Origin of the sequence: Nocardioides sp. Root140, from assembly GCF_001426745.1 — a bacterium.
In the GTDB taxonomy this organism is placed as follows: Bacteria; Actinomycetota; Actinomycetes; order Propionibacteriales; family Nocardioidaceae; genus Nocardioides.
Map to the genome: position 1 here is coordinate 66,533 of NZ_LMFI01000010.1, position 13,945 is coordinate 80,477.

At 70.0% G+C, this 13,945-nt stretch carries 14 protein-coding genes; 6 read left to right on the top strand and 8 right to left on the bottom strand.

All coding sequences use genetic code 11. The features are described 5' to 3' along the window. Nucleotides 1-96: 96 nt before the first annotated feature. The gene (locus ASD30_RS10805) at nucleotides 97-732 is read left to right on the top strand and encodes an O-methyltransferase (protein WP_414858565.1); all 636 of its coding nucleotides are present in this window, start codon (nucleotides 97-99) and stop codon (nucleotides 730-732) included. A 34-nt stretch (nucleotides 733-766) separates the two neighbouring features. Here ASD30_RS10805 and ASD30_RS10810 read toward each other — a convergent pair whose 3' ends face one another. From ASD30_RS10810 to ASD30_RS26065, 3 genes are read right to left on the bottom strand one after another with little or no spacing between them, the layout of a single operon-like run. Then, nucleotides 767-1,102, bottom strand: coding sequence for a hypothetical protein (locus ASD30_RS10810; protein ID WP_056681335.1), 336 nt, complete (start codon nucleotides 1,100-1,102; stop codon nucleotides 767-769). Continuing rightward, nucleotides 1,099-2,655 (bottom strand): leucyl aminopeptidase, encoded by a 1,557-nt coding sequence (locus tag ASD30_RS10815; RefSeq protein ID WP_056681337.1) that lies wholly within the window; start codon nucleotides 2,653-2,655, stop codon nucleotides 1,099-1,101. Before ASD30_RS10815 ends, ASD30_RS10810 begins: the two co-directional genes overlap by 4 nt. Nucleotides 2,656-2,658: 3 nt before the next feature. Beyond that, nucleotides 2,659-2,826 carry a DUF3117 domain-containing protein gene (locus ASD30_RS26065; RefSeq protein WP_082748240.1) on the bottom strand — a complete coding sequence of 56 codons (168 nt, stop codon included), beginning with the start codon at nucleotides 2,824-2,826 and terminating at the stop codon, nucleotides 2,659-2,661. Nucleotides 2,827-2,946: 120 nt separating this feature from the next. On the opposite strand from ASD30_RS26065, the gene ASD30_RS10820 reads away from it, so the two are divergent. Beyond that, on the top strand, nucleotides 2,947-3,723 hold the full coding sequence (locus ASD30_RS10820) for a PaaX family transcriptional regulator (protein WP_056681339.1): 777 nt from the start codon (nucleotides 2,947-2,949) through the stop codon (nucleotides 3,721-3,723). Between the two features lie 25 nt (nucleotides 3,724-3,748). Further along, entirely contained in the window at nucleotides 3,749-4,543 is a 795-nt protein-coding gene (locus ASD30_RS10825) for an enoyl-CoA hydratase-related protein (protein ID WP_056681341.1), read from the top strand. A gap of 100 nt (nucleotides 4,544-4,643) precedes the next feature. Here ASD30_RS10825 and ASD30_RS10830 read toward each other — a convergent pair whose 3' ends face one another. The 4 genes from ASD30_RS10830 to dapE are packed head-to-tail and all read right to left on the bottom strand — an operon-like array spanning nucleotide 4,644 to nucleotide 7,216. Further along, nucleotides 4,644-5,069, bottom strand: coding sequence for a hypothetical protein (locus tag ASD30_RS10830; protein ID WP_056681343.1), 426 nt, complete (start codon nucleotides 5,067-5,069; stop codon nucleotides 4,644-4,646). Between the two features lie 14 nt (nucleotides 5,070-5,083). After that, complete coding sequence (locus tag ASD30_RS10835; RefSeq protein ID WP_056681345.1) at nucleotides 5,084-5,374, bottom strand: DivIVA domain-containing protein; 291 nt, start codon at nucleotides 5,372-5,374, stop codon at nucleotides 5,084-5,086. Nucleotides 5,375-5,381: 7 nt separating this feature from the next. Next, on the bottom strand, nucleotides 5,382-6,155 hold the full coding sequence (locus ASD30_RS10840; protein ID WP_056681347.1) for a TIGR00730 family Rossman fold protein: 774 nt from the start codon (nucleotides 6,153-6,155) through the stop codon (nucleotides 5,382-5,384). After that, a complete protein-coding gene (dapE, locus tag ASD30_RS10845; protein WP_156393623.1) occupies nucleotides 6,152-7,216 on the bottom strand; it encodes a succinyl-diaminopimelate desuccinylase in 1,065 nt (354 codons plus the stop codon). The genes ASD30_RS10840 and dapE overlap by 4 nt, the downstream gene beginning before the upstream one ends. Before the next feature lie 166 nt (nucleotides 7,217-7,382). Here dapE and ASD30_RS10850 point away from each other — a divergent pair, with 166 nt between their 5' ends. Both ASD30_RS10850 and ASD30_RS10855 read left to right on the top strand, forming a co-directional pair. Beyond that, the gene (locus tag ASD30_RS10850) at nucleotides 7,383-8,231 is read left to right on the top strand and encodes an LLM class F420-dependent oxidoreductase (protein WP_056681350.1); all 849 of its coding nucleotides are present in this window, start codon (nucleotides 7,383-7,385) and stop codon (nucleotides 8,229-8,231) included. Nucleotides 8,232-8,268: 37 nt separating this feature from the next. Beyond that, entirely contained in the window at nucleotides 8,269-8,994 is a 726-nt protein-coding gene (locus tag ASD30_RS10855) for a YoaK family protein (protein ID WP_056681351.1), read from the top strand. 104 nt (nucleotides 8,995-9,098) lie between these two features. Here ASD30_RS10855 and ileS read toward each other — a convergent pair whose 3' ends face one another. Continuing rightward, nucleotides 9,099-12,392 (bottom strand): isoleucine--tRNA ligase, encoded by a 3,294-nt coding sequence (ileS, locus tag ASD30_RS10860; RefSeq protein WP_056681352.1) that lies wholly within the window; start codon nucleotides 12,390-12,392, stop codon nucleotides 9,099-9,101. 355 nt (nucleotides 12,393-12,747) lie between these two features. On the opposite strand from ileS, the gene ASD30_RS10865 reads away from it, so the two are divergent. Beyond that, nucleotides 12,748-13,851, top strand: coding sequence for an Rv0361 family membrane protein (locus ASD30_RS10865; RefSeq protein WP_056681353.1), 1,104 nt, complete (start codon nucleotides 12,748-12,750; stop codon nucleotides 13,849-13,851). Nucleotides 13,852-13,945: the final 94 nt, after the last annotated feature.

Sequence of the window (13,945 nt, forward strand, 5' to 3'; positions counted from 1 at the left end):
TCCCGCTCCGGCACGCGGTCCACGCCCGAGAGTCGTTATAGGGTCGTCCACATCGGTGAGTCGTCACGACCTCAGGAGGCTGTCATCACCACGCCCATCAAGCCCACGAGCTGGACCTACGCCGAGGAGTTCGTCGCCGAGGACGAGATCCTCGCGGCCGCCCGGGCACGCGCCGAGGAGGTCGGCGTCGTGCCGATCGGTTCCGGCGTGGGCGCAACCCTGCGCTTCCTGGCCGCCGTCCTCGATGCGCGCGCCGTCGTCGAGATCGGCACCGGCACCGGGGTCTCCGGCCTCTGGCTGCTGCGCGGCATGCGCCCCGACGGCGTGCTGACCACGGTCGATGTCGAGACCGAGCACCAGCGCCTCGCCAAGCAGACCTTCGGCGACGCCGGTGTCCCCGCCCAGCGCGCACGCACCATTCCCGGTGCCGCACTCGACGTCCTCCCCCGCCTGACCGACGGCCACTACGACCTGGTGTTCTGCGACGGCGACAAGCGCGAGTACGCCGACTACCTGAAGGAGGCCATGCGCCTGCTGCGTCCCGGTGGCGTGGTGGCCTTCGACAACGCCCTGTGGCACGACCGCGTGGCGGACCCGGCGCAGCGCGACGAGGAGACCGTCTCGATCCGCGAGCTGGGTCGCACGATCCAGGAGGCCGAGGGCCTGGTGCCCGTGCTGTTGCCGGTCGGCGACGGCCTGCTTGCTGCCAAGAAGGAATGGATCCCCGAGTGATGTGACGGCGGTCGGGTGCAGACGCAGCCGGCCGTCAGCTCGGAAGAGGTGTGAACCCGTGGGCGCCTTCGGCGATCGCGACGACCTCGCACGCCTCGATCAGGATCGGCGCGCTGCCGATGATCTGCGAGCCCGGCGACTCCGCGGCCGTGGCGGTGAACGTCTCCTGGAACGACACGCGCTCCTCGTCGGAGCCGAACACGTAGCAGCCCTCGAACCACTGACCCGGCACGCTGCGCCACGTCTTGTAGGCGAGCCCGTCCATGCCGGTGAAGCGGGCGTGCGAGGTGCCGTGCACGTAGTCCCGGAGCCGTGCGTCGACGTCGTCGGGTGGGTCGGTCAGTGACCAGCGCACGGTGAGGCCGTTCACGAGGACGCCTTGCGGGTGATGCCCTCGAGAGGGTTGTCCTGCTCGAGCCAGGTCAGGAGGGTGCGAGCCCCGAAGCCGGTCGGGCCGACCGTCCACTCGTTGTCGTCGGTGGGCGCGTCGCCCACCGAGGCCACGTCGAGGTGCACCCACGGCAGGCCGCCGGTGAAGTGCTGGAGGAACAGGGCTGCGGTGATCGCGCCCGGGTTGCCGGCGCCGTTGTCGCCGTCGGCCACCTTCGAGGAGATCTTCTCTTCGTACTCCTCGGCGAGGGGCAGGCGCCAGAGCCGCTCGCCGGCGTCCGCGCCGGCTTCGGCGACCAGGTCGGCCAGCGCCTCGTCGTTGGCGAAGTAGCCGCCGGTGCGCAGGCCCAGCGCCACCTTCATGGCACCGGTCAGGGTGGCGATGTCGACGAGCACGTCGGGCTTGACCTTCGCGGCGGCGTACGCCAGCGCGTCGGCCATCACGAGACGCCCCTCGGCGTCGGTGTTGGTCACCTCGGTGGTGCGCCCGCCGTAGTGGCGGATCACGTCGCCGGGGCGGTACGCCGCACCGCCGATGGCGTTCTCGGCGGCGGGCACCAGCGCGGTGACCTTGACCGGGCACTCGAGTGCGGCCAGCGCGGCCATGGTGGCGAGCACGACGGCACCGCCGGTCATGTCGCGCTTCATGTTGACCATCGCCTCACCGGGCTTGATGGACAGGCCGCCGGTGTCGAACGTGATGCCCTTGCCGATCAGGGCCACGTGACCGGTCTTCGCGCCCCTGCGGGCCGACCGGCTGGGCGTGTAGTCGAGACGGATCAGGCGCGGCGGCGTGGCCGAGGCGGCGCCGACGGCGAGGATGCCGCCGAACTCGTCGTCGGCCAGCTGCTTCTCGTCCCAGACGGTGATCTTGAGTCCGGCCTCGTCGGCGATCTCCCGGGCCTGGTCGGCCAGCCACGCCGGGTTCTTGGCGTTCGAGGGGACGCTGGCCAGGAAGCGGGCCCGCCACCCGGCGGACGCGACGGCAACCGCCTTGTCGAGCACGGGCTGCCGCTCCACGGAGCCGGCCAGCACCACCCGGCGTACCGGTTGGGCCTTGGCGCCGTCCTTGCGCCAGTGGAACTCGAAGGAACCGAGGGTCAGCCCGACGACAAAGGCGCGCAGGCCCTCGTCGTCGGCGACCGTGGTGATGGTGGTGGCGACGAGTTCGCGATCCTTGACCTGACGAGCCAGGGCCGCGCCCGCGGCACGCAGGTCGGCCGCTCCCCCGGCCCCCACACCGACCAGCGCCACCGCCGTGTGGCGGGACTCGCCGAGCAGCGGGTGCAGCACGACCTCGCCCGCCCGACCGGTTGCCCGGTGGTGGTCGAGGACGCCGAACAGGTCGACGTCGTGCGTGTCGAGGAACTCCGCCGCACCCGGCCCCAGAGTGGGACCGTCGTCGTCGCTGCCGGCAAGGACCGGGAGGGCGATGATCGACGGCTGGTCCTGGTCGAGCGCCGTGTCACTGAGTGTGAACGTCGGCGGCTGGACCTGGTCGGGAAGGCGGGGGTGTCGGGAGGGATCGCTCACAAGTCAGCCAACAACACCCTTGAGTGCATCGCCGAGAGCCGTGGCTTCCTCAGCGTTGAGTTCGACAACGAGACGGCCACCGCCTTCGAGCGGAACGCGCATGACAATGCCGCGTCCTTCCTTGGTGACCTCCAGCGGACCGTCCCCAGTCCGCGGCTTCATCGCCGCCATCCGCGCACCTCTTCCTGTGCTCATGCCGCGCCCCGTGGCGCTGTACGCAGGGACCAGTATCCCCTATTGCCCCACGAGTCCCGAAACGACGGTCGCTCGGCTGCTGGCACACTCATCCCCATGCACGCCCGATCCGCGCTCTTCGACGTCTACGGAGACCACCTGAGCACGCGCGGCGACCGGGCACCCGTGGCCGCACTGGTGCGGCTGCTCGAACCTGTCGGCATCGCCGCACCCGCCGTACGCACCGCCATCTCGCGCATGGTGCTGCAGGGTTGGTTGGACCCGGTGCCGCTCGACGCGGGGCGCGGGTACGCCGCCACGGCGCGCGCCGGTCGACGCCTCGACGAGGCACGGGCCCGCATCTACCGCACCCTCGACCGGGTGTGGGACGGCCACTGGCACATGGTCGTGCTCGACCCGATCGGCTCACGCACGGTGCGCACCCGGGTCCGTTCGGCGCTGCAGTGGATCGGGTACGCCGAGCTGGTCGACGGCGTCTGGCTCAGCCCGTGGCCGCAGCCCGACCTCGAGGAGCTTCTGGCCCGCGAAGGCGTCACCGCCTCCCGCGCCGAGGCGACCTGCTTCGACCCGCCGTCACGACCGGCGACCTGCTGGCACCTCGACGACCTCGCGGAGGAGTACGCCACCTGGCTGGCCCATGCCCGCACCGCGCCGTGGCGGGTCGAGACCGACGACGCCGACCGCGCCGACTTCGCGCACCGCTTCCACCTGGTGCACGAATGGCGCATCTTCCTCTTCCGCGACCCCGGCCTGCCCGACGACCTGCTGCCCGCCGACTGGCCAGGTCGCGAGGCCGCCGCGTTCTTCACGGCCGAGGCCGGCCGCCTCAAACCCGGCGCCGACCGTTTCGTCGACCGCTGCCTGTCCGCCTGACCCGCACCCACGAAGGGATCCACCCATGTCCACCGAGTCCGTCCTCCTCGAGGTCACCGACGGCGTCGCCACCATCACGCTCAACCGTCCCGAGGCGATGAACAGCCTCGACATCGCCACCAAGGAGGCGCTGCTCGACGCCGTACGCCGGGCCGCGGACGACGACGCCGTGCGCTGTGTGGTGCTGACCGGCACCGGCCGCGCGTTCTGCGTGGGCCAGGACCTCAAGGAGCACATCCAGCTGCTCGAGAAGGGCGACTCCGACGCGCTGTTCACCACCGTCGACAAGCACTACAACCCGACCGTCACCCTGCTGGCCACGATGAACAAGCCGGTCATCGCCGCCGTTCAGGGCGTGGCCGCCGGGGCCGGCGCGAGTCTCGCGTTCGCCTGCGACTTCCGGATCCTGGCCGACACGGCCGGCTTCAACCTGGCCTTCACCGGTGTCGCGCTCTCCTGCGACACAGGCGCCTCGTGGACCCTGCCCCGGCTGGTCGGTCAGGCCAGGGCGCTCGAGCTGCTCTACTTCCCGAGCACCCTCTCCGCCGAGAAGTCCGCCGAGCTAGGACTGGCCACCAAGGTGGTCTCCGGTGACGACTTCGCGGCCGAGGTCGGCGCGCTGGCCCGCAAGCTGGCCGACGGCCCGACGGTGTCGTTCGGCGCCATCCGGCGATCCGTGGCGAACTCGGCCGGCGCGTCGTTCGAGGACGCCGTCGCCTTCGAGAGCGAGATGATGTCGCTGACCGGCGCCACCGCCGACCACAAGTCCGCGGTCGCCGCGTTCGTGGCCAAGCAGAAGCCGGTCTTCGAGGGGCGCTGAGGCGTCGTACGTCAGGCTGGTTCGGGACGTCCTGCGTGGCGGTTGCTCTGGCGACCGGCGCGCAGGACGTTGTTCGTGTGCCGGGCGTACGGCGGGTGGGTCAGACCCTGGAGAGCAGGTAGGCCCAGGTGAAGACGGAGACGCCGACCACCATGCCGACGTGGGCCAGCACGGAGAGTCCGGGCCCCTGGCTCCAGGTGTCGTGCACCGCGTCCGAGGAGTGCTTGCCGCGGGAGGGCAGCCAGCGGACCAGGATCATGATTCCGACCACGGCGGTGAGCCAGAACAAGGCCAGCGCCGCGATCCCGATCATGGAGTTGCCGTTGCCCTCGCCGAGCCCGGTGACCAGGAAGACCGCCCAGGTCATCACCGCAGCGAGGCCGGCGATCGTGTGCACGTTGAGCAGCATCGAGGAGGTCTGGAACCGACCTGCACCAGCCTTGTCACCGCCCAGCCGGACCCTCGTGAGCACCACCACGACGGCCGCCAGCACGGTGAGGATGTAGATGATCCACTGAAGAGGCACGGGCCGAGTGTGCCCTACGTGCCGGTCGCTTTGCCATCTTCCGCGCCGTCACGAGCGTCGGCGTTCTCCTCGAGCTGGGCGGCCAGACGCGCCAGGAGGGCGTCGACCTCGCTCATCCGGTAGCCCCGGACGGCGGCGGTGAACCGCACCCGGCGCAGGTCGCCGCCGACCAGGTCGCGGCCTGCCGGGAGTGTCACGTCGCGCCGGTCGGGGTGCACCCGGGCCAGGCCCTGGCCGTAGCCGGAGGCCACCAGCGCCACCCCGCCGAGGGCCAGCACGATCAGGATCGCGAAGAACCACGTCACGGCCGCGTCACTCCGGCTGCTTGGCGACCGGCGCCGTGGGCCCGTGGCCCGCTCGGGCCTCCACCATGAGGCGTACGGCGAGGTCGAGGTCGTCGGTGAGCGTGATCAGGTCGAGGTCCTTCTCGGAGATCTTGCCCTCGGCGAGCACGGTCTCGCGCAGCCAGTCGATCAGCCCGGACCAGTAGTCGACGCCGACCAACACGACCGGGAACGAGGTGACCTTCTGGGTCTGCACCAGGGTGACCGCCTCGAAGAGCTCGTCGAGGGTGCCCACTCCGCCGGGCAGCACGACGAATCCCTGGGCGTACTTGACGAACATCGTCTTGCGGGCGAAGAAGTAACGGAAGTTGACGCCCTTGTCGACCCACTGGTTCAGCCCGGTCTCGAAGGGCAGCTCGATGCCGAGGCCGACACTGACGCCACCGGACTCGGAGGCGCCCTTGTTGGCCGCCTCCATCGCGCCCGGTCCGCCACCGGTGATCACCGCGAAGCCGGCCTCGACCAGCTTGCGGCCCAGCTTCTCGGCCTGGGCGTACGACGGCTCGTCGGTCTTCGTGCGCGCCGACCCGAACACACCGATCGCGGGACCCAGCTCGGCCAGGGCGCCGAAGCCCTCGACGAACTCCGACTGGATCCGCATGACCCGCCACGGGTCGGTGTGCACCCAGTCCGTCGGGCCGCGTGACTCGAGCAGCCGCTGGTCCGTCGTACCGCTGTCGACCTGCGAGCGGCGCATCACCACCGGCCCGCGGTACTTGTCGTGCCCCTTGTTCTCCGTCATGACTCCCCCAACCAGATCCGAAGCTGCTCTTCGCACCGCTCGATGTGTGCGAACGGGACGTGCTCTTCCTGCTTGTGCGCCAACAGTGGATCACCCGGCCCGAAGTTGACTGCCGGCACCCCGAGCTCGCTGAACCGGGACACGTCGGTCCAGCCGAACTTCGGGTTCGCCTCGCCGCCGACGGCCTCGAGGAACGCCGCCGCGGCCGGTACGGAGAGACCCGGGAGCGCGCCGGGGGCGAGGTCGGTGACCGTGATGTCATAGCCGTCGAAGAAGGCGCGAAGGAACTTCTCGGCCTCCTCGCCACTCCGGTCGGGGGCGAAGCGGTAGTTGACCTGAACCACGCACTCGTCGGGCAGCACGTTGCCGGCGACGCCACCGTCGATGAAGACGGCATTGAGGCCCTCGTGGTACTCCAGTCCGTCTATCACCGGCTTGCGCGGCTCGAACTCCGCCAGCTTGGCCAGGATCGGCGCCGCGGCATGGATCGCGTTGACGCCCATCCAGCTGCGGGCGCTGTGCGCGCGCTCTCCCGTCGTGCGCACGTCGACCCGCATGGTGCCCTGGCAGCCGGCCTCGACGACCGCGTTCGAGGGCTCCATCAGGATCGCGAAGTCGGCCTGCATGAGCTCGGGGGCGCTGCGGCTCAGCTTGAACAGCCCATTGTGCTCGGCCTCGACCTCTTCGGCGTCGTAGAAGATGAAGGTGATGTCGCGGTTCGGCTGGGTCAGGTCGGCGGCCAGCTTGAGGGCGACGGCGACGCCGCCCTTCATGTCGCAGGAGCCGAGTCCGTGCAGGAGCTCCTCGTCGCGACGGGCCGGCAGGTTGTCGTTGAGCGGCACGGTGTCGATGTGGCCGGCGATCACCACCCGGTCGTCGCGGCCGAGGTTCGTGCGGGCCACGATCGTGTGTCCGTGGCGGGTCACCTCGAGGTGTGCCATCGGTGTCAGCGCCGCCTCGACGGCGTCCGCGATCACCTGCTCGTGGTGGCTCACCGACTCGATGTTGACGAGTTGCTCGGTGAGGGTGACGGCATCGGCGGCGAGGTCGAGTTCGGGCATGCCCGCCATCGTAGAGCCGCCCCCACACCCCCGGAGTAACGCGGGGTTATGGTCGCTCAACACGTGCCCTGACACGGTGGAACCGTCGACACCACCGCACAAGTCGTACGCCGGGCGCGGTCGGCCGACCTCGCCACGGAACTGGAACGTGTTCTAGATTGTCACCATGCGCCACGGAATCGTCCTGTTCACCAGCGACCGCGGGATCACCCCGGCCGCTGCCGCACGCGCCGCGGAGGAGCGGGGCTTCGACACGTTCTACGTGCCCGAGCACACGCACATCCCGGTCAGGCGCGAGGCCGCCCATCCCGGCACCGGCGACGAGACACTGCCCGACGACCGCTACACCCGCACCCTCGACCCGTGGGTGTCACTGGCCACCGCCGCCGCCGTCACGTCACGCATCAGGCTGTCGACGGCCGTCGCACTTCCGGTCGAGTCGGACCCGATCACCCTGGCCAAGACGATCGCCACGCTCGACCACCTCTCCGGCGGCCGGGTCACCCTCGGCGCAGGCTTCGGGTGGAACGTCGACGAGCTCACCGACCACCACGTGCCGGCCCGGAAGCGCCGTACGGTCCTGCGCGAGTACGTCGAGGCGATGCGGGCGTTGTGGACCCGGGACGAGGCGTCGTACGACGGGGAGTTCGTGCAGTTCAGGGCGTCGTGGGCCTGGCCGAAGCCTGTGCAGGACCACGTGCCGCTGCTGATCGGGGCCGGCGGTGGGCCGAAGACGTTCGCCTGGATCGCGGCCAACGCCGACGGCTGGATGACCACGCCGATCGAGACCGACATCGGCGACAAGGCCGCCGCGCTGCACAAGGCCTGGGCGGACGCCGGACGCGAGGGCTCCCCCGAGATCCACGTGCTGATCGCGGCCAGGCCGACGCCCGACGACTTCGCGACCTGGGACGCCGCGGGTGTCACCGAGCTGATCTGGGGGGTGCCCGACGCGTCGGAGGTCGAGGTCGTCGCCCACCTCGACCGACTCTCGGCCAGGCTCGGACTGCGCTGACGCCGGATCCCGGCAGGTCAGGCCCTAGGGTCGGGGCATGTTCGGCCTCACCGGCTCCGAGCGGACCACCGTCCGCAACGTCCAGCTCGCCAGCCTGCTGGCCCTGCTCGCGGGCATGCTGAACTCTGTCGGCTTCGTCGCGGTGTCGGCGTACACCTCTCACATGACGGGCCTGACCGCCACCGTCGCCGACTCCCTGGTGGTCGGCTTCGACGAGCTCGCCTGGCTGGCGGTCGTGGCGCTGGCCGCGTTCGTGGTCGGAGCCATGACCTGCGCGGTGGTGTTCAACTGGGGTCGCCGGCGGGACCTGCGCGGCCGCTACGCCAACGTGCTGGTGATCGAGGCGTTGCTGGTCCTCGCCTTCGGGCTGCTCGCCGAGCAACTCCACGGACCCCACCGTGCGTTCGTCTTCATCAGCGTCCTCGGCTTCACGATGGGCCTGCAGAACGCGATCATCACCAAGCTCTCCGGCGCCCAGATCCGCACCACCCATGTCACCGGCATGATCACCGACATCGGCATCGAGATCGGCAAGGCCGCCTACCGGGAGCGCACGCCGGGTCTCCCACCTGTCACCGCCGACGCCCGGAAGCTCGGCGTGCTCGTCCTCCTGGTGGCGCTCTTCTTCATGGGTGGGGTTCTCGGCGCGCTCGGCTACCTGCGCTTCGGCTTCCCGGTCGTCGTGCCGATGGCGCTGGTGCTGCTCGTGGTGGCCTCACCGCCCGTTCTGCAGGATCTCCGCCGCCGCGCACAGAGCGACTGAGGACAGCGCGACTGACCGCACTGCCGCGCCCCTGTGGACGCATTGCACCCCGCCAGCAGGGTGCAATGCGTCGTGGACAGCGCGTTGCACGAGGTGGGGCGGGGTCAGATGCGGGCCACGGCCACGCTGACGCGGGCCTTCTCACCGTCACCGACGACCACCTCGGTGCCCGCGACCGTCGCGTCGAGGACGACCGTCGTGGCCAGGGTCTCGCCGGCGATGAGCGCCTCGTGGGTCCGGGCCGCGGCCAGGACCGCGTCGTCGCCGCCGACGGTCAGGGTGATCCGGTCGGAGACGTCGAGGTCGGCGTCACGGCGGGCCTGCTGGACCGCCCGCACGAGGTCACGGGCCAGACCCTCCGCGGCCAGCTCGGGCGTCACGACCGTGTCGAGGACGACGAAGCCGCCGCGCGGCAGCATGCCGGTCGCCGAGTCGTCGCCACTGGCGGCCACTGTCTCCAGGGTGAACTCCCCCTCGACCAGCGCCAGCCCACCGGAGGTCACGGCGCCGTCGTCGGCCACCGACCAGTCGCCCGACTTCGAGCCCTTGATCGCCAGCTGCACGTCCTTGCCCAGGCGCGGACCGGCCGCGCGGGCGTTGACGGTCAGCTTCTGCGAGACGCCGTACGACGCGGCTTCCGGGTCGGCCAGGTCGAGGAGGCGCACCTGCTTGACGTTGACCTCGTCGGAGACGATCGAGCCGAAGCCGGACAGCGCGTCGGCGCGGTCGACCACCACGGTCAGCGTCGAGAGCGGGAGCCGGTTGCGCAGCGAAGCGCCCTTGCGCAGCGCCGACGTGGCCGAGCAGACGTCACGCACGAGGTCCATCGACGCCACGAGCGCGTCGTCGGCGGGCAGCTCGTCGGCGGAGGGCCAGTCGGCCAGGTGCACCGAACGGCCACCGGTCAGGCCGCGCCACATCTCCTCCAGCGTCAGCGGCAGCAGCGGCGCCGTGACCCGGCAGAGCACCTCGAGCACGGTGTAGAGCGTGTCGAAGGCGTCGTGGTCGAGGTCGTCGCCCGTTGACCAGAACCGCTCGCGGGAACGACGGATGTACCAGTTGGTGAGCACGTCGAGGAAACCACGCGTCGACTCACACGCACCGGCGATGTCGTAGGCGTCCATCTGCTCGGTCATCGACTCGACGTGCTGGCGCAGCTTGGCCAGCAGGTAGCGGTCGAGCGGGTCCTTGGAGTCGGTGCGCCACTGGGCGTCGTACCCCTCGCCACCGTTGGCGGCGTTGGCGTAGAGGCTGAAGAAGTACCAGCTGTTCCACAGCGGCATCAGCACCTGGCGGACGGTGTCGCGGATGCCCTGGTCGGTGACGATCAGGTTGCCCCCGCGCAGGATCGGCGAGGCCATCAGGAACCAGCGCATGGCGTCGGCGCCGGCGCTGTCGAAGACCTCGCGCACGTCGGGGTAGTTGCGCAGCGACTTGCTCATCTTCTGGCCGTCGGAGCCCAGCACGATGCCGTGGCAGATCACCGAGCTGAAGGCCGGCTTCTCGAAGATGGCACTGGCCAGGATGTGCAGCATGTAGAACCAGCCGCGGGTCTGGCCGATGTACTCGACGATGAAGTCGGCCGGGAAGTGGTGCTCGAACCACTCCTCGTTCTCGAACGGGTAGTGCACCTGGGCATAGGACATCGACCCGGAGTCGAACCACACGTCGAGGACGTCCTCGACGCGGCGCATCGTGGACTTGCCGGTCGGGTCGTCGGGGTTGGGCCGGGTCAGGTCGTCGACGTACGGCCGGTGCAGGTCGGGCTCGCCGTCGGCGTTGAGGGGCACCCGTCCGAAGTCGCGTTCGATCTCGGCGAACGAGCCGTAGACGTCGATGCGCGGGTAGGCCTCGTCGTCGCTCTTCCACACCGGCACCGGGGAGCCCCAGAACCGGTTGCGGGTGATCGACCAGTCGCGGGCGTTGGCCAGCCACTTGCCGAACTGGCCCTGCTGGATGTGGTCGGGGACCCAGCGGATCTGCTCGTTCAGCTCGAGCATCTTGTCCTTGAACGCGGTCACCTCGACGAACCACGACGAGACCCCCTTGTAGATCAGGGGCTCGCGGCAGCGCCAGCAGTGCGGGTAGGAGTGCTCGTAGGACTCGCGGCGCAGCAGGATCGTGCCGGGGGTGACGGATCCGACCTCACCGGTCCCACGGGTGGCGGCCTTGAGGTGGTCCATGATGTGCAGGTTGGCGTCGAAGACCAGCATCCCGGCGTACTCCTCGACCGGGTGCGTGAAGCGGCCGTCCTTGCCGACCGGCATGACCGGCTCGATGCCCTCGCGGTCGGTGACCTCCTTGTCGACCTCACCGAACGCGCCGGCGCTGTGCACCAGCCCGGTGCCGTCGGTGGTGGTGACGGCGTCGTCGGCAGCCACGATGCGGAACGCGTTCTCGTGGCCGGCGTAGTAGGAGAACGGCGGGGCGTAGCTGCGCCCGACCAGGTCGGCGCCGCGGTAGCGGCCGAGCACCGTGAGCTCGCCCTCGGCGTCGCCCAGCTCGCGGGCGTACGACGCCAGCCGGGCCTCGGCCAGCAGGTAGCGCGCGGTCGACTCGGTGCCGGGTACGCCGGCCTCGACCACGACGTAGTCGATGTCGGAGCCCACCATGACCGCGAGGTTGGAGGGCAGGGTCCACGGCGTGGTGGTCCAGATCAGCACGTGTGCGCCGTCGAGGACCGGGTCGTCGCCGGTCATCTCCATCACGAAGCCGACCGTGACCGCCGGGTCCTGACGGTTCTTGTAGACATCGTCGTCCATGCGCAGCTCGTGGTTCGACAGCGGCGTCTCGTCGTTCCAGCAGTAGGGCAGCACCCGGAAGCCCTCGTAGACGTAGCCCTTGTCGAAGAGCGACTTGAACGCCCAGATGACGCTCTCCATGTATTCCGGGTTGAGCGTCTTGTAGTCGTTGTCGAAGTCGACCCAGCGGGCCTGGCGGGTGACGTACTCCTGCCACTCGTCGGTGTACTTCAGCACCGAGGCGCGGGCGGCGCCGTTGAACTTCTCGATGCCCATCTCGTGGATCTCGTCGGTGGTCTTCAGTCCGAGCTGGCGCATCGCCTCGAGCTCGGCGGGCAGGCCGTGGGTGTCCCACCCGAAGCGGCGCTCGACGCGCTTGCCGCGCATCGTCTGGTAGCGCGGCACGACGTCCTTGACGTAGCCGGTGAGCAGGTGGCCGTAGTGCGGGAGGCCGTTGGCGAACGGCGGACCGTCATAGAAGACGAACTCGTTCTCGCCGTTGACCCCGGCGTCACGCTGCTCGACGCTCGCCACGAAGGTGTCGTCGTGCTTCCAGTAGGACAGCACCCGCTCCTCGAGCGCCGGGAACCTCGGGCTCGAGGGAACGCTCGCGGTCTCGTCCTGGGTCTCCTGGGTCGAGGCCTTGGGGTACGTCATGTGCTCTCCTGCGGGTACGTCGTACAACTCGGGGCTGTTGCCACGAGGACGACTCCCCCGGACTTCAGTCCGGAGTGACCGCGGTACCACCTCGCTTGCCGCACCGTGGTGCGACCGCTTCGTCTCAGGCTGTGACGGGCCCGCCCGTCCGGTTCTAGTGAGGCCCTTGCGGACCCGTTCTTCCGGAGACTCGCCGCTGATGACGGCTCGAACGTCTGTGGGGCCAAAGGTACTCCCCGGCGCCCGCCGGCGACCAATCAGATTCCCCGGGGAGAACTTTCGGCGGTGTTTGTCGGGGCGGTTGTTGGTTAGGGTCACCTCGCAGGCAACTCTTCAACGTGACTCGGGGACTCCCATGAACGACAGCTTCGGACCGTCCGGCGACCAGCCCTGGCAGCAGCCCGGTGGCCAGCCGCAGCAACCCCAACAGCCTGGTCAGCAGCCCGGTCAGCCCCAGCAGCCCCCGCACCAGGGCGGCCAGCAGCCGGGCCAGGGCCAGTGGAACCAGCCCCCCGCCCAGCACCCCGGTCAGCCGCAGCAGCCCCCGTACCAGGGCGGCCAGCAGCCCGGTCAGCCGCAGGGCCAGCAGTGGGGCGGTCCGCAGGGCCAGCAGCCCGGACAGCAGCAGTGGGGCGCCCCGCAGTACGGCGCCCAGCCTCCGCAGGGCGGTGGCGGGGTCAACAAGAAGATCGTGATCGGTGGCCTGGTCGTCCTACTCCTGATCATCGGCGGCATCATCGCCGCCGTCCTCCTCACCGGTGGCGATGACGACGACAAGGAAGCCAGCAGCGACAGCCCGGTGGCGACCGTCGAAGCGTTCATCAAGGCGTCCGAGGACGACGACTGCGAGGCCGCGAAGAAGCTCATCCGCGACGGCGACGACCTGCCCTGCGAAGACTTCGACAGCTCCGACGAGGACATTAGCTTCGGCGACGTGACCGAGAAGTCGGTCGACGGCGACAAGGCCGAGGTCGACGTCGAGTACACCCAGGGCGGCGAGACCGACACCGAGACGCTCTCGCTGAGCAAGGTCGACGGCAAGTGGCTGATCGACTTCGGTGGCGGTGATGGTAGCAGCGACGAGGGCTCGTCGTCCCAGAGCGCTCCGGAGTCGCCGGACTCGGCCGAGGTCCAGCCCGAGACAGTCACGCCCGACGGGGGCGGCGACACCACCGCGGTCACGAGCGTGGCGACGACCTTCGTCTCGGCCATCGAGAGCAACCAGTGCGACATCGCGAAGGCCTGGCTGGTCGACCCGGACTCCGCCGACTGCTCGGAGATCACCACCGACGACGCCGAGGGCGTCACCTTCGGCGAGCCGAACGTGATCTCGATTGACAGCGAGACCGCCACCGTCGGGGTCGACATGACCGCCGGCGGCTCGAGCGTCGGCACCTTCACCATCGAGATGGTCCACACCGACTCCGGCGAGTGGAAGATCGAGAGCTGGCACTACTGAGCCAACAGGGCTGAGTCAGCCGGGCATGCGACGTACGGCGTCGGCGGGAGCAGTCACCACTGCCCACCGCCGGCGCCGTTCACCGTTGGGAGCC

Bases quoted from the DNA above. Each gene is read 5' to 3' on its own strand.
- ASD30_RS26065 (WP_082748240.1), bottom strand. From the start codon at position 2,826: ATGGCGGCGATGAAGCCGCGGACTGGGGACGGTCCGCTGGAGGTCACC.
- ASD30_RS10820 (WP_056681339.1), top strand. From the start codon at position 2,947: ATGCACGCCCGATCCGCGCTCTTCGACGTCTACGGAGACCACCTGAGC.
- ASD30_RS10825 (WP_056681341.1), top strand. From the start codon at position 3,749: ATGTCCACCGAGTCCGTCCTCCTCGAGGTCACCGACGGCGTCGCCACC.
- ASD30_RS10840 (WP_056681347.1), bottom strand. From the start codon at position 6,155: ATGACGGAGAACAAGGGGCACGACAAGTACCGCGGGCCGGTGGTGATG.
- dapE (WP_156393623.1), bottom strand. From the start codon at position 7,216: ATGCCCGAACTCGACCTCGCCGCCGATGCCGTCACCCTCACCGAGCAA.
- ASD30_RS10850 (WP_056681350.1), top strand. From the start codon at position 7,383: ATGCGCCACGGAATCGTCCTGTTCACCAGCGACCGCGGGATCACCCCG.
- ASD30_RS10855 (WP_056681351.1), top strand. From the start codon at position 8,269: ATGTTCGGCCTCACCGGCTCCGAGCGGACCACCGTCCGCAACGTCCAG.
- ileS (WP_056681352.1), bottom strand. From the start codon at position 12,392: ATGACGTACCCCAAGGCCTCGACCCAGGAGACCCAGGACGAGACCGCG.
- ASD30_RS10865 (WP_056681353.1), top strand. From the start codon at position 12,748: ATGAACGACAGCTTCGGACCGTCCGGCGACCAGCCCTGGCAGCAGCCC.